The sequence below is a fragment of the Salinivibrio sharmensis genome, assembly GCF_001995985.1.
Lineage (GTDB): Bacteria > Pseudomonadota > Gammaproteobacteria > Enterobacterales > Vibrionaceae > Salinivibrio > Salinivibrio sharmensis.
The window spans coordinates 1-20,663 of sequence record NZ_MUFC01000027.1 but is presented as its reverse complement, the minus strand read 5'-3'; the positions used below and the strand labels follow the sequence as shown (position 1 = coordinate 20,663).

General features: G+C 51.0%; 21 protein-coding genes and 1 pseudogene. 13 read left to right on the top strand and 9 right to left on the bottom strand.

Annotated features, from left to right (window positions below):
• Positions 1 to 474: 474 nt before the first annotated feature.
• Positions 475 to 1,014 (top strand): gamma carbonic anhydrase family protein, encoded by a 540-nt coding sequence (locus BZG74_RS15175; protein ID WP_077607334.1) that lies wholly within the window; start codon positions 475 to 477, stop codon positions 1,012 to 1,014.
• On the opposite strand, the gene BZG74_RS15170 is transcribed toward BZG74_RS15175, so the two are convergent.
• From BZG74_RS15170 to hemF, 3 genes are read right to left on the bottom strand one after another with little or no spacing between them, the layout of a single operon-like run.
• Entirely contained in the window at positions 1,011 to 1,271 is a 261-nt protein-coding gene (locus BZG74_RS15170; RefSeq protein WP_158020673.1) for a DUF1488 family protein, read from the bottom strand. The two genes, BZG74_RS15175 and BZG74_RS15170, sit on opposite strands and share 4 nt — an antisense overlap.
• Positions 1,268 to 2,092, bottom strand: coding sequence for a shikimate dehydrogenase (gene aroE, locus BZG74_RS15165; protein ID WP_077773314.1), 825 nt, complete (start codon positions 2,090 to 2,092; stop codon positions 1,268 to 1,270). The genes BZG74_RS15170 and aroE overlap by 4 nt, the downstream gene beginning before the upstream one ends.
• Positions 2,093 to 2,095: 3 nt before the next feature.
• Positions 2,096 to 3,013: an oxygen-dependent coproporphyrinogen oxidase gene (hemF, locus tag BZG74_RS15160; protein ID WP_077773313.1), complete on the bottom strand. Its 918-nt coding sequence runs from the start codon at positions 3,011 to 3,013 to the stop codon at positions 2,096 to 2,098.
• 178 nt (positions 3,014 to 3,191) lie between these two features.
• Here hemF and purE point away from each other — a divergent pair, with 178 nt between their 5' ends.
• Both purE and BZG74_RS15150 read left to right on the top strand, forming a co-directional pair.
• Positions 3,192 to 3,674, top strand: coding sequence for a 5-(carboxyamino)imidazole ribonucleotide mutase (gene purE / locus BZG74_RS15155; protein WP_077773312.1), 483 nt, complete (start codon positions 3,192 to 3,194; stop codon positions 3,672 to 3,674).
• Positions 3,675 to 3,678: 4 nt separating this feature from the next.
• The gene (locus BZG74_RS15150; protein WP_077773311.1) at positions 3,679 to 4,827 is read left to right on the top strand and encodes a 5-(carboxyamino)imidazole ribonucleotide synthase; all 1,149 of its coding nucleotides are present in this window, start codon (positions 3,679 to 3,681) and stop codon (positions 4,825 to 4,827) included.
• Here the strand turns inward: BZG74_RS15150 and BZG74_RS15145 are convergent.
• The 4 genes from BZG74_RS15145 to BZG74_RS15130 are packed head-to-tail and all read right to left on the bottom strand — an operon-like array spanning position 4,824 to position 8,046.
• A complete protein-coding gene (locus BZG74_RS15145; protein ID WP_077773310.1) occupies positions 4,824 to 5,381 on the bottom strand; it encodes a DNA topoisomerase family protein in 558 nt (185 codons plus the stop codon). The genes BZG74_RS15150 and BZG74_RS15145 overlap by 4 nt on opposite strands.
• A gap of 28 nt (positions 5,382 to 5,409) precedes the next feature.
• A complete protein-coding gene (locus BZG74_RS15140; protein ID WP_046074885.1) occupies positions 5,410 to 5,883 on the bottom strand; it encodes a DUF494 family protein in 474 nt (157 codons plus the stop codon).
• A gap of 2 nt (positions 5,884 to 5,885) precedes the next feature.
• Positions 5,886 to 6,995, bottom strand: coding sequence for a DNA-processing protein DprA (gene dprA / locus BZG74_RS15135; RefSeq protein WP_077773309.1), 1,110 nt, complete (start codon positions 6,993 to 6,995; stop codon positions 5,886 to 5,888).
• Entirely contained in the window at positions 6,985 to 8,046 is a 1,062-nt protein-coding gene (locus tag BZG74_RS15130) for a LysM peptidoglycan-binding domain-containing protein (protein WP_077773308.1), read from the bottom strand. The genes dprA and BZG74_RS15130 overlap by 11 nt, the downstream gene beginning before the upstream one ends.
• Before the next feature lie 117 nt (positions 8,047 to 8,163).
• Here BZG74_RS15130 and def point away from each other — a divergent pair, with 117 nt between their 5' ends.
• The 9 genes from def (at position 8,164) to BZG74_RS15085 (ending at position 17,350) form a co-directional block, all read left to right on the top strand.
• Positions 8,164 to 8,676 carry a peptide deformylase gene (def, locus tag BZG74_RS15125; protein WP_077773307.1) on the top strand — a complete coding sequence of 171 codons (513 nt, stop codon included), beginning with the start codon at positions 8,164 to 8,166 and terminating at the stop codon, positions 8,674 to 8,676.
• A 7-nt stretch (positions 8,677 to 8,683) separates the two neighbouring features.
• On the top strand, positions 8,684 to 9,628 hold the full coding sequence (gene fmt / locus BZG74_RS15120) for a methionyl-tRNA formyltransferase (protein WP_077773306.1): 945 nt from the start codon (positions 8,684 to 8,686) through the stop codon (positions 9,626 to 9,628).
• Between the two features lie 102 nt (positions 9,629 to 9,730).
• Positions 9,731 to 11,017 carry a 16S rRNA (cytosine(967)-C(5))-methyltransferase RsmB gene (gene rsmB / locus BZG74_RS15115; RefSeq protein WP_077773305.1) on the top strand — a complete coding sequence of 429 codons (1,287 nt, stop codon included), beginning with the start codon at positions 9,731 to 9,733 and terminating at the stop codon, positions 11,015 to 11,017.
• Between the two features lie 18 nt (positions 11,018 to 11,035).
• Positions 11,036 to 12,412, top strand: coding sequence for a Trk system potassium transporter TrkA (gene trkA / locus BZG74_RS15110; RefSeq protein WP_077773304.1), 1,377 nt, complete (start codon positions 11,036 to 11,038; stop codon positions 12,410 to 12,412).
• A 122-nt stretch (positions 12,413 to 12,534) separates the two neighbouring features.
• The gene (locus tag BZG74_RS15105) at positions 12,535 to 13,566 is read left to right on the top strand and encodes a GGDEF domain-containing protein (protein WP_077773303.1); all 1,032 of its coding nucleotides are present in this window, start codon (positions 12,535 to 12,537) and stop codon (positions 13,564 to 13,566) included.
• A gap of 94 nt (positions 13,567 to 13,660) precedes the next feature.
• Positions 13,661 to 13,939 (top strand): YihD family protein, encoded by a 279-nt coding sequence (locus BZG74_RS15100; RefSeq protein ID WP_077773302.1) that lies wholly within the window; start codon positions 13,661 to 13,663, stop codon positions 13,937 to 13,939.
• A 175-nt stretch (positions 13,940 to 14,114) separates the two neighbouring features.
• Complete coding sequence (gene ccoG / locus BZG74_RS15095) at positions 14,115 to 15,542, top strand: cytochrome c oxidase accessory protein CcoG (RefSeq protein WP_077773301.1); 1,428 nt, start codon at positions 14,115 to 14,117, stop codon at positions 15,540 to 15,542.
• An 87-nt stretch (positions 15,543 to 15,629) separates the two neighbouring features.
• Positions 15,630 to 16,610, top strand: coding sequence for a serine/threonine protein kinase (locus BZG74_RS15090; RefSeq protein ID WP_077773300.1), 981 nt, complete (start codon positions 15,630 to 15,632; stop codon positions 16,608 to 16,610).
• 170 nt (positions 16,611 to 16,780) lie between these two features.
• On the top strand, positions 16,781 to 17,350 hold the full coding sequence (locus tag BZG74_RS15085) for a thiol:disulfide interchange protein DsbA/DsbL (protein ID WP_046074896.1): 570 nt from the start codon (positions 16,781 to 16,783) through the stop codon (positions 17,348 to 17,350).
• Here the strand turns inward: BZG74_RS15085 and BZG74_RS15080 are convergent.
• Positions 17,351 to 18,709, bottom strand: a pseudogene (locus BZG74_RS15080) (YifB family Mg chelatase-like AAA ATPase); the annotation flags it as partial.
• A 35-nt stretch (positions 18,710 to 18,744) separates the two neighbouring features.
• Between BZG74_RS15080 and BZG74_RS15075 the strand changes: the two are divergent.
• Positions 18,745 to 20,433 (top strand): recombinase family protein, encoded by a 1,689-nt coding sequence (locus BZG74_RS15075; RefSeq protein ID WP_077773298.1) that lies wholly within the window; start codon positions 18,745 to 18,747, stop codon positions 20,431 to 20,433.
• A 22-nt stretch (positions 20,434 to 20,455) separates the two neighbouring features.
• Here BZG74_RS15075 and BZG74_RS15645 read toward each other — a convergent pair.
• On the bottom strand, positions 20,456 to 20,663 hold a 208-nt coding region (locus BZG74_RS15645; RefSeq protein WP_235605782.1), incomplete at its 5' end, for a hypothetical protein.

The following is a 20,663-nucleotide window of genomic DNA, read 5'->3' as shown; positions in this document are numbered from 1 at the left end:
TTTTGTCTATTCTCAACGAGTGCCCACACAGATTGCATAGGTCAAATTGTTAAAGAGCGTTGACTGTGCGAAGCTGCGCTTCGCTCGGTCAGGGCTGCGTATCTTACGCGCCTTGCCGTTAAAGTCAAGAAGAAATTTTATCTTTTATTTTCAACCCAACCGGGTGAAACAAAACCTCTTTTTGACTCCCCTAACGCGTGGCGTTAAGTAGGCCGGCAATGTTAATCATTTAAAAACTGACGTCAAGCGTTTATTTTTATTTGATTTTTTGCTTCGACATACTCGCTAAGCGCTTGCCCTGCGTGCCGTGTCGATGGAGGCGCATTATAGGGAAGCTGATCAGATTGGCAACCCCTTTTTAGTGGTTTTTTAGAAAAAAACCGTCACTCGCTGTTTTTTTGCTCGCTAGGGTGTAAAACTGGTATCAAACTCGCCGCTATTTAACACTGTTAAGAGAGAAAAGAGGGATTTGTGATGGCAAAACAGCTGCGCGCTTATAAAGGCATGACGCCTCAGCTTGGCGAACGCGTCTATATTGATGAATCCAGTGTATTGGCTGGCGATATCACGCTAGGTGATGATGTGAGTATTTGGCCGCTGGTTGCGGCACGTGGTGACGTGAACCATATCCAGATTGGCGCACGGACCAATGTGCAAGATGGCTCCGTCCTTCATGTCACCCATAAAAATGCCGAAAACCCACAAGGTTACCCGCTGATCATTGGCGAAGAAGTGACAATCGGCCACAAGGTCATGTTACACGGCTGCCGGATTGGCAACCGAGTTCTAGTGGGAATGGGGACGATTATTCTTGATGACGCTGTGATTGAAGATGAAGTGCTGATTGGCGCTGGCAGTTTAGTCCCGCCCGGAAAACGCTTAGAGAGCGGCTATCTGTATGTTGGCTCACCGGTCAAACAGGTTCGCCCCCTCACTGACAAAGAGCGTGCCTATTTTGCACGCTCAGCGCAAAACTATGTCGACACCAAAGATATCTACCGCTGCGAGTGCTAGATCACCAAGCTGCCATCGGGTTCAAACGCTTCTGATTCGATGGCCGCTTCCATTTGCTCTTCAATATCAAACCAAACCTGTTCGACAATCGCCTGCGCATTATCCGAGTCTACCGCACAGCCGGCGAGCGCAGATAAAGTGGTAAAGCGGACAGCGCATGTTAACAACGCACCATTAAGTTGGCCGTAAAAACAAACACGGGCCTTTGTCGTATCGACCTGCGCTTCGTCCGCAGCCAGAATAAGGGACTGATTCATCGATTGAGTGCCTCTCTTAACTGCTCGCGCACACGTTCGGTTTGAGGCCGACAGCCACGCCATATAGCAAAGCTTTCCGCCGCTTGTTCCACCAGCATGCCCAAGCCGTCTAAACATCGCCCTGCTCCTTGGCGTTGCGCCCATTGGTTGCTGGTTGTACAGCCAGCTTGATACACCATGTCATAGACAGTGGTCGCTGGGCCAATCGCTACTTGCGGGAGAGGGGGATGGCTTTGATGTAAGCTCGCCGAGGTCGCATTAATGATCACATCAACGGGCGCCGCCATGGGTTTATCCACGGCATGACTGGTGATCGGTCCGGCCTCACCAAATGCAGCGGCTAATTGCTGGGCTTTTTGCTCGGTGCGATTCACTATCATCAGCAATGCTGGCTCTTGCTCCAGTAAAGGAAGCAACACCCCCCGTGCTGCACCGCCTGCTCCCACAACCATAATGCGCTTATCGCGCAGTGCCACATGGTGGTAGTGTAAGTCAGTTACCAAGCCTGCCCCATCCGTATTATCACCCAGTAGGGAACCATCGCTTTGCTTAACCAGCGTATTCACGGCACCGGCGCGGCGGGCACGCTCTGTCAGTGTATCAGCCCAGTCATACGCTTGCTGTTTAAAAGGCACGGTCACATTGGCCCCATGCCCTCCTTGCGCAAAAAACGTCTGCATGGTGGTCACAAAGCCTTCAAGCGGCGCCTCAATGGCTTGATAGTCGATGTCTTGTTGGGTTTGCGTCGCAAATGCGGCGTGGATCTGCGGCGACTTACTGTGGCCAATCGGGTGGCCTACCACGCAATAACGATCGGTCATCCGTTACCACTCCCTCGGTTTAAGGTAGTCGCGATAAAGTCTCGCTTCCGGTGCATCTTCATCAGGTGACCAATTGTATTCCCAGCGCGCCATCGGCGGCATCGACATCAGAATAGATTCGGTACGCCCACCACTTTGTAAGCCAAATAGCGTGCCTCTGTCATACACCAAGTTAAACTCGACATAGCGTCCGCGGCGATAAAGCTGAAAATCGCGTTCTCGCTCACCATAAGTCATGGCTTTGCGGCGCTGTACTATCGGCAGGTAGGCATCGATAAAGCCTTTTCCAACCGCTTGGGTGTAGGCAAAGCACTGTTCGAATGGCCATTGGTTCAAATCATCAAAGAAAAGCCCGCCGACGCCACGGGTTTCATCGCGATGAGGCAGATAAAAATAGCGATCGCACCATGCTTTGTGATCAGCGTACACGCTATCACCAAAGGGCGCACATAAGTCTTTGGCGGTCTGATGCCAGTGCTGGCAGTCTTCCTCGAACGGATAGAAAGGTGTGAGGTCAAAGCCGCCGCCAAACCACCACACAGGATCTGCACCTTCTTTTTCGGCAATGAAAAACCGCACGTTTGCGTGCGAGGTCGGCACGTACGGGTTATGAGGATGGATCACTAACGACACCCCCATGGCCTCAAAACAGCGCCCGGCAAGCTCTGGACGGTGCGCGGTCGCCGAGGCAGGCATTTGATCGCCAAATACGTGCGAGAAGTTCACTCCCGCTTGCTCAAACACTTGGCCCTGACGCAGGACGCGACTGCGGCCACCGCCCCCTTTCTCACGCTCCCACGCATCTTCAATAAAACGCGCTTGACCATCTTCTTGCGCAAGCTGTTGGCAAATATCATCTTGAAGTTGGAGGAAAAAAGCCCTCACGGCTTGCTTATCAATTGTCGACTGACCGTGTGCCACGCTCACATCCTTTGTTACTGAGACTATGTGCTTACTTTACCTGATCCACGCACTGGGATCTTGACGTAATTTCATCCCCCACCGCTGACGCAAACGTTTTCCTTGCGATGAAATCTGGGTATAATTCGCGTCACGCTCAGCTTATCTTATTCACGCTTGTCATCAAGAAGGACGTATTATGACTGTCGGTATCATCATGGGCTCGCAATCCGATTGGCCTACCATGACACATGCAGCGGCTATGTTGGACCACTTTGCCATCCCTTACGAAACCCGTATTGTCTCTGCCCATCGCACACCACAGTTACTGGCCGACTACGCCCAACAAGCGGCCGAGCGCGGGATTAAAGTGATTATTGCCGGCGCCGGTGGTGCCGCCCATCTTCCTGGGATGACCGCCGCACATACCAGCCTGCCGGTGCTCGGCGTTCCGGTCCAGTCAAAAGCATTAAAGGGGATGGACTCATTGCTTTCTATTGCTCAAATGCCCAAAGGTGTGGCTGTGGCCACGCTTGCCATTGGTGACGCTGGCGCCGCGAATGCAGGCCTCCTTGCGGCACAAATTCTCGCAACGGCCGACCCCGATTTGATGGCAAAAGTGGATGCGTTTCGCCAAGCGCAAACTGAGGCCGTTCTCGCTCAACCCAACCCACAAGGCTAAGGCCATGAATATTCTGGTGTTAGGCGCGGGACAACTGGCTCGGATGATGGCCTTGGCCGGTGCGCCGCTCAATCTTATCGTCAGCGCCTATGATGTGCGTAGTGGCGACATTATTCACCCACTGACGCTGCAACCACTAGGGCACGGCCTCAATACGGCCATCGCCGGCGCGGATATTATCACTGCGGAATTTGAGCATATCCCCGCTGATATCTTGCATCACTGCGAGCAAAGCGGGAAGTTACGCCCCAGTGCTCAGGCGATTCTAACCGGTGGCGACCGCCAAATTGAGAAAGCCCTGCTGATGCAAGCAGGTGTCGCCAATGCACCTTACCGTGTGGTGCATACACAGGCTGATTTAGAAAAGGCGGTCGACGCACTGGGCGCACCCTTGGTCCTCAAAAGCACTTTGGATGGTTATGACGGCAAAGGACAGTGGCGCTATCGTGACGGCGATGATCTGCACACATTGTGGGCAGAACTCGACGCTTTTCTCACCGCGCCCGGACAGCGCGATGGGCAAGCCATCATTGCCGAGGCTATGATCCCCTTTGACCGAGAAGTGTCACTGATTGGTGTGCGTGGCGCGAACGGTGAATTTGCCAGTTATAACCTGACCCAAAACCACCACCACGACGGAATACTAACCTTGTCCGTAGTGCGCCCGGATGAGCATGCCTTGCAAACACAGGCCGCGGACATGTTGGAAAAGATTGCCAGCGCGCTTAACTATGTGGGGGTGCTCGCGGTGGAATTTTTTGATGTAGACGGGAGCTTGCTGGTGAACGAGATAGCGCCTCGGGTGCACAACTCCGGTCACTGGACACAGCAAGGTAGCGCGTGTTGCCAATTTGAAAACCACCTGCGCGCCGTCAGCGGCTTACCCCTTGGCCCGACCGAGTTAATTCAGCCGACGGCGATGATTAATATCTTAGGCCAAGGCAGTGTCCCGCTTGCGACCTATCGCGATGCCCATGTGCATTGGTATAACAAAACGCCTCGTCCAGGGCGCAAAGTGGGTCATATTAATGTCACGGCTACATCGGACGCGGCGCTTGCCACCAAGTTAGCCAGCCTCGCCAGCTACCTCCCCGACGATGCTTTTCACGGTTTAAAATCGGCTGCGCTGGCTCTCGCCGCGCAAACCGACTAATCCTCGCTTTCCGATTCTGCAGCCGGTTCACCTTGAATCGCGCTGCAGGGTTTATCGGCACATTGATACACCATCTTGCCGCCTTTCTTACGCTCCACCAGCAGCGCAAAGCCACATTGCTCGCAGGTGCCGGCGATCGGTTGTGCGTTTACCGCAAAATGACACTTCGGGTATTGGTCACAGGCAAAAAAACGCTTACCGTAACGCGAGGTACGCTCCACCAGCTCACCTTTATGGCAGGCTGGGCAAGTCAACGTGGTGTGATCCGGTTCGTCCGGTTTTTCAATATGCGTGCATTGCGGGAATTGATCGCAGCCAATAAACATACCGAATCGACCTTGCCGCAACACCAGCTCTCCTTGATGACACGCTGGGCAAGCCACGCCAAGCACTTTCACTACATGGCCATCGCCGTGGTGTAAGGCTTTGGTATAGTGGCAATCAGGATAGGCTGTACAGGCCAAAAATGGGCCTCGTTTGCCCGATTTAAACGCAAGAGCGCTGCCACATTCCGGGCAGCGCTCATGGGTATTCGGGGTGTTATCTTTACTCATTCACACCTTTTACTGTCATTGATAAGCGTTAGTGCACGTATCCCTCTTGTGCGTCGTACAGCATTTCTTCCATCTGTGTATACGCACGTTCGTTACCGGGCACGTTAAACAGCACCATCAAAATGACCCATTTGAGGTCATCAAGACCAAACTCTTGGGTCTCGAGTTCCATCACCCGATCGATGACCATTTCACGCGTTTCCGGTGAAAGCACCCCAGCCTGCTCGAGAAATAAGAGGAAGCCTCGGCTTTCTTGGTCAATAAAGCGTGTTTCTTGCTCGGTATAGATTCGAATCGAACTTTGGGCACTGCCTGATAGGTAAGGCTGTTTATCCGCATTTTGCAACTGTGCCAGCTTTTCAAGCCAGTTCAGGGCTTTATATATATCGTCTTGATGAAAACCCGCGCGGGACAATTCATCTGCTAACTCGTCCTGATCGATCATCACTTCCACATCGCTGTGGATGTAGGTTTCGAACAGGTACATAAGAATGTCCATCATGGCTAGCCCCTCCTCGTTCTGACATAGCCACCGGGTACTGCTGCTACAAGCCCCTGGAGTTCTAAGTCTAACAACTGCATCATGATTTCGTGAACCGGTTGGTTGCAGCGCTCAGCCAGTACGTCGACACACGTCGCGTTAGTCCCTACGTTAGCCAACAGCGCAGAAAATGGCAATCCTTCATGTGTATCTAACTTAGGTGCATCACTAAATAATTCGTGTTGCTGACTCGCTGCAAACTGCACCAAGCTATCCACATCACTTATAATATCATCAACACAGTCGACTAACACCGCACCTTGTTTTATCAATTGGTGGCAACCGCGCGATTGGACTTGTCCTATGGGACCGGGAATGGCAAACACACTCCGGTTTTGCTCAAGTGCATAGCGTGCCGTGATTAGTGACCCACTTTGCGGCGCGGCCTCTACCACTAATACGCCTGCCGACAAGCCACTGATCAGTCGATTGCGGCGCGGAAAATGCTCAGCTCTGGGTGGAGCATCAGGCCAGAACTCGGAAACCAGCGCCCCCTGCACTTCAATCCGCTTGGCCAGTGCGCGATGTCGCGCGGGATACACATTGGCAAGCCCGCTTCCTAGCACCGCCAATGTCTTACCGTGACCTTCAAGTGCACCTTTGTGGGCTCGGCCATCAATACCGAGCGCAAGCCCACTGGTAATCGCAACACCATGCTCAACCAGTTGTTTGGCAAATTGATACGCCGTTTCTAGCCCTTGCGGTGTCGCGTGACGACTGCCCACCACCGCCAATTGAGGCATCGCCAAACAAGCCAAATCGCCTTGCACATACAAGACCAAAGGCGGCCGTGCGATTTCTCGGAGCAATGCAGGGTAAGCCGGGTGGTCAAAGCCAATCAGGTGGCAATTCTCTTGCCTCGCCCACTCAAGGCTACGCTCAATCATGGCATGGTTGGGGTGCGTGATGGCCTGACACTGCTCAGCGGTTAAACCAACCGCGGCAAGCTCATGATGGGTTTGCTCACTCAACGCATCGATGGGCACTTTGGCCAACAGCGCGCGTCGCTGCGAAACGCGCAACCGCGGCACTTGGGTCAGTATCAACCACCCTCGCAGGGATTTATCGTGCATAGGCCAGTTGAGGGGACGGTGGCACCGCATGCATGCCGGCTTTGATCGGCTGACGCGCTTGGGTGATCACCGCCAAACTTACCCACGGATAAGCCCGAACCACCATGGTTTGTCCCACCGTCACATCAGGCAAGGCGGTCATCGGCTGCGTAGCACTGTCACTTGCGTTTTGATAGCGATACTCACCAGGGCCATTTAATACGTTGGCACCAGCTTCAGTGACAGTAAACATTTGCCCGGCTGTCACGCCATCATTGGCGCCTTTATCGAGCACCACCAGCTGACCATTCGCGACATACTCACTGCCATACAGATGCCCTAATAATGTGGCATCAGTTTGAGCCGCTTGGGGCCAAAAGCGCGAATGCGTGTTCTCGGGCAAAGGTAACAAGACATCATTGGGCCGCACTTCCTGCACCACGCGTGTCAGTGTCATCACACTAAGCCCTTCACTTCGCGCACGAATACGCCCATCAGCCACATGTTTTAAGCTCACCATCGCGGTAGGTTCGGCGCTAGCACCTGACGTCGCGGGACGTAAAAAGGTTTTCTCAACCCGAAACACTTGCCAATCCTTAACACTCAGCGACGCATCCACATATAGGGTATCGTGTACTGACAGATATTGACGCCCATCTGTCGAGCCAAGGACGCGAGGCAGCGCCACCAAACGCGCCTTTTCGACCAGCATGTCCTGCTGCAAGTACGGCAGCAGCATAGGATCAACACTGCTGAGTGCGGACGTCTTGGGCGCATCTCCCTGCAGCGCATTCGCCCCTCCGGGCTTATAGTTGACAGTTGGTTTTCCTGCTTGCCATGTGAGGGTGAGCACATCGCCGGGATAAATCAGATTGGGATCCTTTATGGCCGGATTTGCGTACCACACTTCACGCCATTGCCAAGGGTTATCGAAAAAGGTAGCGGCGATATCCCACAGGGTATCCCCTCGCTCAACCACATGTCGCTGACTCTCGGCAGGGCCGGCTGCCAGTACTGGTAGCGCGATAGCCAATAGCCCAGCGGCGGCGAGATTGAATAGCTTTCTTGTCATCAATGTCTTCCTCAACCGACGAATGATGCTGATGCTGTCAATTGGCTGGCAAAATGTCTAGAATTAACCCAATTACCCAGTGCCGCTTTCGGCACAGTTCAATTTTTATGAGACGTTATGGCTTTACTGAACGTATTAACATTCCCAGATGAGCGCCTTCGCACCGTGGCAAAGCCGGTGGACGCTGTCACACCTGAGATCCAAAAAATGGCTGATGACATGATTGAAACCATGTACGCCCAAGACGGTATTGGTCTCGCGGCCACTCAGGTTGATTTTCACCAACGCATGGTGGTGATTGATGTATCCGAAACCCGCGATCAACTCATGGTGCTTATCAATCCAGAAATCATCGAAAAACGGGGTGAAGATGGCATTGAAGAAGGGTGTTTATCTGTCCCCAGCGCACGTGCACTGGTACCGCGTGCGGCAGAAGTGACTGTGAAAGCGTTAGACCGCGACGGCAACCCTATCCAGTTTGACGCCGACGACCTACTCGCGATTTGCGTTCAGCATGAGCTTGACCATTTAGAGGGTAAGCTTTTTGTTGATTACCTCTCGCCATTGAAGCGACAACGCATCAAGCAGAAGATGGAAAAAATCAAACGCGCTAACCAAAAAGCAAGTTGAGGTCACTTTGAGCACACCGCTGCGTATAGTATTTGCGGGCACGCCGGATTTTGCCGCGCGCCACTTGCAAGCCCTGCTCGACAGTGAGCATGAGGTGATTGCGGTTTATAGCCGTGAAGATAAACCCGCTGGCCGAGGCAAAAAGCTTACGGCCAGCCCTGTGAAACAGCTCGCACTTGAGCATGACTTACCTGTCTACCAGCCCCGCACGCTGCGTGATGAACAAGCGCAAGCCGAACTGGCGGCCTTAAACGCTGACGTGATGGTCGTGGTCGCTTACGGGCTTATTCTCCCCAAAGTGGTCTTGGATACACCTCGATTAGGCTGTGTAAATGTCCATGGCTCCATTCTGCCACGTTGGCGTGGGGCGGCGCCTATCGAACGCGCAGTATGGGCCGGCGACAATGAGACAGGCGTCACCATCATGCAGATGGATGAGGGGCTCGATACCGGCGACATGCTAAAAATTGCCACCTTGCCCATTGATGAGAAAGAGACCAGTGGCAGTCTGTACGAGCGCCTTGCAGGATTGGGGCCACAAGCACTGATCGATTGCCTTGATGACATGGCTAACGGCATTATCCTTGCCGAGCCGCAAAACGATGCCAAAGCCAACTATGCTGAAAAACTCAGCAAGCAAGAAGCGCAGATTGATTGGCAGCAAGAGGCCGCGTTTATCGAACGCTGTGTGCGCGCATTTAATCCGCGGCCAGTCAGCTACTTCACCCTAGGTGAGCAAAACATTAAGGTGTGGGGCGCTAATGCGCTGGATATCGACGTGGACGCGGCGCCAGGCACAGTGATCAACACTGACAAACACGGCATTCAGGTCGCGACCGGAAAAGGCGTGATCCAGCTGACCCAACTTCAGCCCCCGGGCAAAAAAGCCATGCAGGCTCATGAGCTGCTTAATGCTCGCCGTGACTGGTTTGAAACGGGTACTCAATTGTAGGTTAATCGTGCCCTGCTTGACGATAAGGCCAGTACGCTGGCCTTTTTTTATCTGGCTAACATCATCGTTTGATGCCAACTTGACCTTTGCATAGGTAAACATATGAATGTAAGAGCCGCGGCTGCCCGCGTTCTGTATCACGTGGTCGATCAGGGCCAATCACTGTCACAGCAGCTTCCTCTCGCTCAACAGCAGATCGCCCCGCGCGACGCCGCCTTGTTGCAAGAGATGTGTTACGGCACGTTACGCTGGCTGCCGCGCTTAGAGCACATTGTCCAAACCCTGATGGATAAGCCACTGAAAGGCAAGCAACGTGTTTTCCATCACTTGCTGCTGGTCGGGCTGTATCAGATTAGCTACATGCGCATCCCTGCCCATGCAGCGGTGGCTGAAACTGTCAACGCCACCAAACCACTGAAACGCCCGCAATTACGTGGTTTGATCAATGCCATCTTACGCAGTTATCAACGCGATCAAGCGACGCTAGACCAAGCCAGTCAAGCACACGAGGCCGGACTTTATTGTCACCCCAGCTGGTTACTCAAACGTCTTCAGGCCGCTTACCCATCCAATTGGCAAGCCATTGTCGCGGCAAACCATCAAAAGGCGCCGATGTGGCTGCGCGTCAACCGCCAGCACCACTCACGAGAAAGCTACCTCGCCGAGCTGCAGCAAGCCGGTATTGGCGCCAGTACCCACCCAGATGCGATGGATGCACTGAAGCTCGACACGCCGTATGACGTGTCTCGCTTGCCCGGCTTTGAACAAGGCTGGGTCTCGGTACAAGATGCCGCCGCACAACTAGCTGTCGATTATCTCCAACCCGCGCCTGCAGAGCACATTCTCGACTGCTGTGCCGCCCCCGGGGGAAAAACCTGTCATATCCTCGAGCACCAGCCTGATGCCACCGTGACGGCCATTGATGCCGATGAAAACCGCTTGTTGCGGATCAAAGAGAACCTGTCACGGTTGGGCCTTAATGCTGAAGTGAAACACGCGGACGCCCGCGAGCCGAGCGCTTGGCATCAAGGGCCTGCGTTTGATCGTATTTTGCTAGATGCCCCTTGCTCTGCCACGGGCGTGATTCGTCGCCACCCTGATATAAAATGGCTGCGTCGTGACAGTGATATTCACGCCCTGGTCACGTTACAGGCAGAGATTTTAGATGCAATGTGGCAGCAATTGGCACCAGGGGGTACGCTGGTTTACGCCACTTGCTCGGTCTTGCCGGATGAAAACAGCGATCAAATCCGCGCCTTTTTATCCCGTGAGCCATCAGCGATATTGCATACCGGCACGCAAACGCAGCCAGGCCGTCAAATTCTGCCTGGCGAAGACGACATGGACGGTTTTTATTACGCATGCCTAGAGAAGTCGTCAAGCAACTAGGCAGGGAGTGACAGTAGCATGAAAATCATCATCTTGGGTGCAGGCCAAGTCGGCGGGACATTGGCAGAAAACTTGGTGGGGGAAAACAATGACATCACCATTGTCGACCGTGCCCCTGAACGACTACGTGAACTGCAAGATAAGTACGACTTACGCGTGGTGCAAGGGTTTGCCAGCCACCCAACCACGCTACAAGAGGCGGGCGCTCAAGATGCGGATATGCTGGTTGCGGTGACCAACTCAGACGAAACCAATATGATCGCCTGTCAGGTCGCGTATACCCGTTTTAACACCCCCAACCGTGTCGCTCGGATCCGCAGCCCTGAATACTTAGCGGTGAAAGAGCAACTGTTTAACAGTGACGCGTGTCCGGTTGACCACCTGATTGCCCCTGAAGAGCTGGTGACCCGTTATATTCGTCGTCTGATTGAATACCCAGGTGCCTTACAGGTGGTCAGTTTTGCCGACAAAAAGGTCGGTCTCGTCGCCGTTAAGGCGTATTACGGCGGCCCGCTTGTCGGAAAAGCTTTGTCGGCGCTGCGTGAGCATATGCCGCATGTGGATACACGCGTTGCCGCCATTTTCCGCCGCGATCGTCCGATTCGCCCGCAAGGTACCACCATTATCGAAGCCGATGATGAGGTCTTTTTCGTCGCCGCGAGTAACCATATTCGCTCGGTGATGAGTGAGCTGCAGCGCCTCGAAAAGCCCTACAAGCGCATTATGGTTGTCGGCGGTGGCAACATTGGTGCCGGCCTGGCGATGGCGTTGGAGCGTCAATACAGCGTGAAGTTGATTGAGCGTAACCCCACACGTGCCGAGCACCTTTCTGAGTTACTTGAAGAAACCACGGTGTTTTGTGGTGACGCCTCCGACCAAGAGCTGCTCAGTGAAGAGCATATTGATCAGATAGATGTGTTTATCGCAGTCACCAACGAAGACGAAGCCAACATTATGTCGGCGATGCTGGCTAAACGCCTTGGCGCGAAAAAAGTCATGGTGCTTATCCAGCGCGGCGCTTATGTAGACTTGGTGCAAGGCGGGGTGATTGATATTGCCATCTCCCCTCAACAAGCGACGATATCTGCGCTACTCACCCATGTACGTCGCGCAGACATTGTTAATGTCTCGTCACTGCGGCGCGGCGCCGCTGAGGCGATTGAGGCCATCGCTCATGGGGATGCGTCAACCTCGAAAGTGGTCGGGCGCGCCATCGGCGAGATAAAACTGCCCCCCGGTACCACCATCGGTGCCGTGGTGCGCGGCGATGAAGTGTTAATTGCGCACGACAAAACCGTGATCCAGCAAGATGACCATGTGGTCTTGTTCTTGGTGAACAAAAAGTACATTCCTGATGTTGAGCGCCTATTCCAACCCAGTCCTTTCTTTCTCTAAGTCCCACCTGCAGGCCTTGTTGCCTGCAGGCTCACGCTTTTTCGCTGTCTTCTGCCGTTCCGCTCACTTTAGGTATACACTAAACGTAGCCTCTTGGTATCGATAACGCAGAAAGGAACGCCATGTCGGACGATAAGTTTCAGCAATCTACCAGCTTCCTCAAAAAAGCTGTGCCTTTGATGATGAAATACAAGGTGCCCACCACACCCACCAACTACGCCCTGTGGTACACCTATGTCGCCAATACCGACCCCAAACTCAATGCGGATGTTGATGCCACGGTCGACGAGCACGGTACCTGTAGTCCACTACAAAGCGATATGCTTTACCAAAAGCATATGGCGGATAAGCATAGTCAAGATATCAATGCGTTAAAGCAAAGTTTAGAGTCGATGATGACCGAGATGAGTCACTCAATGGCAGATACGATCCAAGATACCGACGCTTTCCATTCGGTGCTCGATAACACCTTTGAACAGTTGTCACGGGTCGAAAACGAAGGGCTGTCTATTGATGAGACTATTGCCGTGGTCCGCAATGTGGTGAAAGACTCACAAGCACTGACCCAATCGACCCGCTACTTTAAGCATCAGCTTAATGACGCGCAGCAGGAGATTGCGCAATTAAAACAAAACCTGGCAGAGATGACCGAACAAGCCACTCATGACGGCCTAACCGGTTTGCTGAACCGCGCGGCTTTCGAGCGCGAACTCGCCGCCTACATTAATAGCCCACAAACCTGGCCGTTCTGCTTGGTACTGATCGATCTCGACCACTTCAAACACCTCAATGATACCTACGGCCATGTGCTCGGTGACATCGCCTTAAAGCAGGTCTCTAAACGGATACTCGACTGCTGCCGAGATGGAATACAAGCCTTTCGCTATGGTGGCGAAGAATTTGCCTTATTGGTGCCGCAAAAACGCCTTAGCACGGCCAAGCGCACCGCTGAAACGCTACGGGCTGCCATTGATCGCATGGTGATCAAAGACCGACGTCGTGGCCGAACCCTAGATAGTATTACCGTCTCCATGGGCGTCGCCGAGTATGACGAATATAAAGGTGAGAGCGAGGCAGATCTGATTTACCGTGCCGATCAGCACCTGTATCAAGCTAAAAACCTCGGTCGTAATCGCGTGATGCCGATTAATTAATCACCACCTGAGCGGAAATTGATCCTAGCTAAGTTTCATCTCAGTGTGGTCAGGCAAAATGGCATTTTTTACGTGCCACACTAAGGATGCCCACATGCAATGCCACCGTATTAATGAGTTGCTCGACCTACTCAATCAATCTTGGCAAAAAACCCCTGACAACTCTCTAATGCAAATGCTCATCCAGATCGCTGATGAAGCCGGGCATGGTCAGGATATCACCACGTTGTCAGACGATACGCTGATCTATCAGCTCAAGATGCGGCTAGAGGAAAGTAACGCCCCTATTCCTGGGCTAGCCAAAGATTGTGAAGATGACTTTAAAGCCGCGATTTTACGCGCACGCGGGATCTCGCCTCAGCAATCATCGTGAAAGCAGTCTGGCTAATCGTCTGTTATAGCTAGATTTCATTGAGTTTGTGGCTATGTTGCAAACTATGACTCTGGTAGCGTATTCAAGGAGTTCGCTGCGCTACAATCACAGGCAACAATGATAATCAGGGCCTGGCAATGCACCATGGACCCGTACCCCAAGGAAAGCCAATGTCATGAGCGATAAAAAAATCAACGTCAAAGACGTGACTGCAAAAGAGTACAACCCCAAAACTCACAAAGGGGCTGACGACCGATTCAATCCGAGCAATCGTATTTATGTGCGTGCGGTAAAAGGCTATTACCAGCGTATGCGACGCTATATGGGCTGGTTTTTTATGCTACTTTTCCTCGCCATTCCCTGGATCCCTTACCAAGGGCGCCAAGCCATCTTACTCGATATCGGTAATCAGAAGTTTACCTTTTTTGGCACCACACTCTGGCCACAAGACCTTACCTTGCTGGCTGCCTTGTTGATGCTCGCGGCATTTGGCCTTTTCTTTATCACCACCTTTCTTGGCCGCGTATGGTGTGGTTACTTATGTCCGCAAACGGTGTGGACCTTTTTGTTTATTTGGTTTGAGGAGAAACTCGAAGGCGCGGCCAATAAACGTCGTAAGCAAGACTCGTTAAAACTGACGCCTGAGCTAGCCGCGCGCAAAACCGCTAAGCATGCAGCGTGGTGGGCGATCTCCTTAATTACAGGGATGACCTTCGTCGGCTACTTTGTGCCGATGCGCGAGTTGGCTATCGATTTAGTCACTTTTGATACCAGCTTCTGGGTCGGCTTTTGGGTGATCTTCTTTGCCGCTTGTACCTATGGCAACGCCGGCTGGATGCGCTCGATTATGTGTATCCATATGTGCCCTTACGCACGCTTCCAGTCAGCCATGTTCGACAAAGACACCTTCATTGTCGGTTATGATGCCAAGCGCGGCGAAAAACGCGGCCCGCGCCCTCGCAAAAAAGACCCGAAAGAGTTGGGGCTCGGTGACTGCATTGACTGTAATTTATGTGTGCAAGTCTGCCCTACAGGCATCGATATTCGTGACGGCTTGCAATACGAGTGTATCAACTGTGGTGCCTGTATCGATGCCTGCGATGAAACCATGGATCGCATGGGCTATGAGCGTGGGCTGATTAGCTACACCACCGAGCACAAGCTTGAAGGCAAGAAAACCGCAGTGATGCGACCTAAGCTCCTTGGCTACGGGGTTGTGATGACCATCGTTACCGCGATGTTTATCTATTTGGCGATGTCAGTGATGCCCATGGAGCTGGATGTGATTCGTGACCGTAACCAGCTTTATCGCATCAACAACCAAGGATTAGTCGAAAACACTTATACCTTAAAAATCCTCAATAAAACCCAATCAGATGAGACCTATCAGCTGTCAGTGAATGGGCTAAACGATGTGGAATGGCATGGCCCGCAAACGGTCAATGTCCAAGCAGGGGAAGTGTTCTCATTACCCATCAGCCTCGCGGTTGATACCTACGATATGGAGCAGCGTATTGCCGACATCACTTTTGTGATGGAACGTGAATCGGGTGTGGAGCAAAAAGTGGTCACGGCAGAGAGTCGCTTTATCACTGACCTTTAATCGCCACTCCGTATGCAGACGAAAAGGGCGCAGGCAGCGCCCTTTTTATTTGTTACTATGGCGTTTTTCCACACAAACGGAATGCTCATGACTGACCATGGTTTTGACTTTCATGCACTAACGCCAGATGTTCAGTTAAATGCGATTGAGTCAGTAGGGATCTACCCTCAATCAGGCTTGCTCGCGCTGAACAGCTATGAAAACCGTGTTGCCCAATTTGTCGCAGATGATGGCCAGCGCTATGTGGTGAAGTTTTACCGTCCCGGGCGCTGGTCTAACGCGCAAATTCTCGAAGAGCACGCGTTCTGTCATGAACTCGGCCAAGCCGATATTCCCGTGGTGGTGCCTTTATATCGCGATGGCACCAGCCTTTTCACCGCCTTCGGCTTTCGCTTTGCCTTGTTCCCCAGTGTTGGCGGCCGGGGTTTTGAAGTGGATAATTGGGACCAACTCGAAGCCGTCGGCCGTTACCTCGGCCGCCTACACCAAGTGGGCGCAGCGGCCCCCTTCCAAGAGCGGGCAAAATTTGATCTCGACAGTCATCTTTATCAGCCTCGTCAGGTGTTAAATGAGGCAAACCTGATCCCAGAAGGTATTCAGGCAACCTTTTTCTCTGATCTTGACCGCTTAATTGACGCCATTGCCGCACGCTGGCACACAGATTGGCCGGCGATCCGTTTGCACGGCGACTGCCACCCCAGCAATATTTTATGGCGCGATGGCCCATTGTTTGTCGACTTTGACGACACACGTAACGGCCCTGCGATTCAAGACTTGTGGCTATTTTTAAACGGCAGCCGTGCCGATCAGCTCGCCCAGCTAGATACTTTGGCAGAAGGTTATCGCGAGTTTCGAGAATTTCCCGCCGATCAATTGCAACTGATCGAGCCGTTGCGTGGTCTGAGAATGGTGCACTATATGGCGTGGCTAGCAAAACGCTGGCAAGACCCGGCATTTCCACGTGCATTCCCTTGGTTTGCTGATGCAAAATACTGGGAAGGTCAGGTGCTTGCATTTAAAGAACAACTTGCCACCCTAGAAGCGCCACCGCTTACCCTGTACCCGTAAGCGATCAATCGATAACGGAGAGTCATTCAATCATGTTAAAGAAACTGTTTCCTGTGCTACTCATCCTCGGCTTAACCGCCTGCTCTGAGCCTGAAAGCGTGACACAAACGTCATCACAAACCACGCAAACGGCAGAGTCCACACAAACGCAGTCTGAATCCACCACGCCTATGGAAGTGGCTGACGCTAAGCCGGGACGCTTTAAGGCGGGGGAAGACTACCAAGTGCTGGACACGCCAGCGACGGATACGCCTACAGTCACCGAGTTTTTCTCCTTCTACTGTCCTCACTGCTATCAATTTGAGCCACTGGTTCAACAGCTCAAACAGCAGGTGCCTGACAACGCCAAAGTGGTGAAAAATCACGTCTCCTTTATGGGCGGGGATATGGGCAGTGTCCTAACCCGTGCATACGCAACTGCCGTGGTACTTAACGCACAAGACACCATTATTCCGGTGATGTTTGACCGCATTCACGTCGCACAAAACCCACCCAAGTCATTGGCCGAGGTGCGCCAACTGTTCGTTGATAACGGCATTGATGGCCAAGAGTTTGATGGTGCTTACAACAGCTTTGCCGCCAATTCAATGGCGAAGCGCTTTGACCAATCATTCGAAAAAGCGGGCCTACGCGGCGTGCCTGCGGTGGTCGTCAATGGCAAGTATCATGTCACGCCGAAAACCGTGGAAACCCCCGAAGAATACTTTCAGTTGATCAACTTCTTGCTAACCCAAAAGTAATTAGCTGACTTGGGCGTTGAGATGGCGTAATAAGCCATCCATCGCCCGATACCCCAGCGCCTCAGCAAGATGAGAGCGCTGAATCGTCTCGACATCGGCCAAATCGGCGATGGTTCTCGCCACTTTTATAATCCTATGATACGCCCGCACAGACAGCCCCAAACGATGCAAGGCTTGCTCTAAAAATGCCGCATCGGTTTGAGCCAGTTGGCAATGTTGTTCCATTTCTCGATTGCTTAGCAACGCATTGACCTTACCTTGACGCGCCAACATCCGCGTGCGCGCTGCTTCAACTCTGGCTTTTACCACCCTCGTAGACTCACCACGGTCACCACCACTGGAGAGGCTTCCTCTTGGCAGTGCTGGGATTTCAATCGACATATCAAACCTGTCCAATAATGGCCCAGACAAACGGGCTAGATAGCGCAAGATTTGCTGTGGGTTTGAGCGCGCGAGTTCTCCTTCATGATGGCCAGTGGGGCTAGGATTTAATGCGCCTATCAGCTGAAAGCGCGCGGGAAAGCGGGTTTTACCATTGGCGCGCGAGATAATAATCTCCCCCGACTCTAGCGGCTCACGCAGGGCATCAAGCACCCGGCGCTCGAACTCTGGCATCTCATCGAGAAACAGCACCCCGTGGTGAGACAAAGAGATCTCGCCCGGGCGCGGGACGGTGCCGCCCCCAACCAATGCCGCCATCGAGCTTGAGTGATGAGGGCTACGAAACGGACGCCGACGCCAGTTTCCTTCATGTAAGGGTTGCTGGGTTAAAGAGGTAACCGCCGCTGAGGCGAGTGCTTCTTCATCATTCATGGGTGGGAGCAAATCACACAAACGCGAGGCCAACATGGTTTTCCCGGTGCCGGGCGGGCCAACAAACAGCAGATTATGTGAGCCACTGGCGGCGATTTCGAGCGCCCGCTTGCCTTGCTGTTGGCCGATAATGTCGCGTAAGCAGCGGGTCGGCGGCGGATCGGGTGCCTCAATCTGTGTTGTGTTCAAACAAAGGCTTTGTTGGCCTGTCAGGTGCTGACCCACCGCAATCAGATCAGGGGCTGACACATGACGCTCATTGTCTACCAGTGCGACCTGGCTGGCGTTATCATCTGGCACCACCAGAGCCCGCTGCGCTTTTTGGCTCGCCAGCGCGGCGGGCAGCGCCCCTTTAACCGGGCGCAACTGCCCAGACAATGCCAGCTCTCCCAAAAATTCAAACTCACCTAATCGTTTCTCTGGCAGTTGCCCCGACGCCACCAAGATCCCAAGCGCAATCGGCAAGTCAAACCGTCCGCCTTCTTTGGGTAAGTCAGCCGGCGCTAAGTTCACTGTAATTTTATGTATGATTAACAGGAATCGTGTTATGTTAAGACTTACATCGTTTAAGGAGATTTAGAATGGATAAAATTATTTACCCATATGTTCGATTTAGTAGTGAACAACAAGCTGGTGGCAGTTCTTATAAACGACAAATGGATAAAATATTAAAATATGCAAAAGATAACGGATACACAGTAAATAACAGCCTTGAATTAAAGGATTTAGGGTTATCTGCATACACTGCAAAGCATATAGAAAAAGGTTCATTAGGCGACTTTTTACACGCTTTAGATGCGGGCGTTATAGAAACCGATGGATCTGCTTACCTATGTATTGAACAAATAGATCGCCTTTCACGACAGAGCATTGATGACGCTTACCAAGTGTTTAGAAAAATACTTAAAGCTAATGTAAACGTTATCACGCTAATAGATAAAAAGACTTACACAAAAGATAGTCTTAATGACTTAATGAGTATTATGTATTCATCTATGCTTATGGGACAAGCTAACGAAGAAAGTGCTAAAAAATCACAACGCATATTAGAAAATTTTAATAATAAAATTGAAAAGTTAAATAAAAAAGAGCCCATACAATATGTAGGAATACTTCCTGGCTGGATAGATAACATAGGAACAAAACAAAAAAGAGAGTTTGTTGTTAATGAGAAAGCTAAAATAGTTCAAAATATCTTCAACATGTATATAAAAGGAACTTCAATGGGAGACATTGCAAGAATTCTCAATGAAAAGGGTATTGAACAAGTGGCAAAAAGAAGACATAAGAATTTCACCAACTCTTGGAGCTCTGCAAAAATTAATCACATCCTAAAAAACCGATGTGTACTTGGAGAGCTTCGTATAAAAAAAACAGGTGAAGTATATGAAAATTACTATCCACAGATTATCTCAATTGATGATTGGGATGTGGTGCAGTCAATGACCGCAACAAAAAAATCTACGAAAAAATCAGGTAGAAAATCAATAAACATATTTACGGGAAAGATATTCTGTTCCGGTTGCGGACAAAAATACTATTTCGAAACTGATGACAAGATGACAAAAAAAGGAAAGGCTTTATACTATATGTTAAAGTGCCGAGGAAAGCGTGTGCTGGGCTGTAAAAGTAAGTCCATAAAATATGACGATTTTATATCTTCTACTCCAAACATGTTTGGAATGATCACTCAAACAAACAAAGACAATAGTGAAGAAATAAAAAAAATAAAACAAAAAATAAGTGAAATATCATCTAATACAAGGGGAATTGAAAAAGACATAGACACCCTAGAAATGATGAACAGCAATGGTAGCTTAGATTATGAAACATACCTRAAAGAGAGCTCAAAGCAGCGTAAAAAAATAAAAATTAACGATGCTAGGATAGCTGACTTTAAAGCTAATATAGCAAGACTTTCTAGTGATAATAAATTATCTTATTTTGACAAAGAGGATCCTGCATCAATAATCAAAGGAAAGCGATTTATTAACGATAATTTTGCAGGATTTATTATATCAAGTGACTCAAAGTCCTGCACTGCTTTATATTCAAATGGGAAAATTATTCATTTCCCACTAAAGAACAGCAAAATTGAAAAGAAAGAAAGCATCAGGCCTGTAGATGGTTTTAGTGAGTTCTTTGAATTAAAACAAGAAATACTAAATTCATATAAAAGTGGGAATATGGATGGAATGTTCATTGAAATATTAAGAGCTACTAATTTCTGGGGTGTTGACACACCAGAGAAAGACTACTCATTTGAATAATCCAAAACAGATTAAGCAAATATCATCTTAATCTATTTTTCTTTATTCTTCTACCTTTTATTTCATTGAGCTCATCAGGATAGTTATTTGGCTTTAGCTCTGGAAAAAGATATTTATGCTGCTTTTTTTCTGGTTCTTTTTCCGGAGTGCCATAATTGAAAAAATTTTCAATTTTTTCTTTCAACTTTTCAACAACCTTATTCAGTTTGTTAATTTCACTATTCTGACAC

What these genes read in the sequence shown, in the direction of transcription:
- def (WP_077773307.1), top strand. Translation starts at nt 8,164, where the DNA reads ATGGCTTTACTGAACGTATTAACATTCCCAGATGAGCGCCTTCGCACC.
- BZG74_RS15085 (WP_046074896.1), top strand. Translation starts at nt 16,781, where the DNA reads ATGGAAGTGGCTGACGCTAAGCCGGGACGCTTTAAGGCGGGGGAAGAC.
- BZG74_RS15090 (WP_077773300.1), top strand. Translation starts at nt 15,630, where the DNA reads ATGACTGACCATGGTTTTGACTTTCATGCACTAACGCCAGATGTTCAG.
- rsmB (WP_077773305.1), top strand. Translation starts at nt 9,731, where the DNA reads ATGAATGTAAGAGCCGCGGCTGCCCGCGTTCTGTATCACGTGGTCGAT.
- BZG74_RS15150 (WP_077773311.1), top strand. Translation starts at nt 3,679, where the DNA reads ATGAATATTCTGGTGTTAGGCGCGGGACAACTGGCTCGGATGATGGCC.
- aroE (WP_077773314.1), bottom strand. Translation starts at nt 2,092, where the DNA reads ATGACCGATCGTTATTGCGTGGTAGGCCACCCGATTGGCCACAGTAAG.
- BZG74_RS15145 (WP_077773310.1), bottom strand. Translation starts at nt 5,381, where the DNA reads ATGAGTAAAGATAACACCCCGAATACCCATGAGCGCTGCCCGGAATGT.
- BZG74_RS15100 (WP_077773302.1), top strand. Translation starts at nt 13,661, where the DNA reads ATGCAATGCCACCGTATTAATGAGTTGCTCGACCTACTCAATCAATCT.
- ccoG (WP_077773301.1), top strand. Translation starts at nt 14,115, where the DNA reads ATGAGCGATAAAAAAATCAACGTCAAAGACGTGACTGCAAAAGAGTAC.
- BZG74_RS15140 (WP_046074885.1), bottom strand. Translation starts at nt 5,883, where the DNA reads ATGATGGACATTCTTATGTACCTGTTCGAAACCTACATCCACAGCGAT.
- BZG74_RS15170 (WP_158020673.1), bottom strand. Translation starts at nt 1,271, where the DNA reads ATGAATCAGTCCCTTATTCTGGCTGCGGACGAAGCGCAGGTCGATACG.
- BZG74_RS15175 (WP_077607334.1), top strand. Translation starts at nt 475, where the DNA reads ATGGCAAAACAGCTGCGCGCTTATAAAGGCATGACGCCTCAGCTTGGC.
- dprA (WP_077773309.1), bottom strand. Translation starts at nt 6,995, where the DNA reads ATGCACGATAAATCCCTGCGAGGGTGGTTGATACTGACCCAAGTGCCG.
- BZG74_RS15105 (WP_077773303.1), top strand. Translation starts at nt 12,535, where the DNA reads ATGTCGGACGATAAGTTTCAGCAATCTACCAGCTTCCTCAAAAAAGCT.
- BZG74_RS15130 (WP_077773308.1), bottom strand. Translation starts at nt 8,046, where the DNA reads ATGACAAGAAAGCTATTCAATCTCGCCGCCGCTGGGCTATTGGCTATC.
- purE (WP_077773312.1), top strand. Translation starts at nt 3,192, where the DNA reads ATGACTGTCGGTATCATCATGGGCTCGCAATCCGATTGGCCTACCATG.
- trkA (WP_077773304.1), top strand. Translation starts at nt 11,036, where the DNA reads ATGAAAATCATCATCTTGGGTGCAGGCCAAGTCGGCGGGACATTGGCA.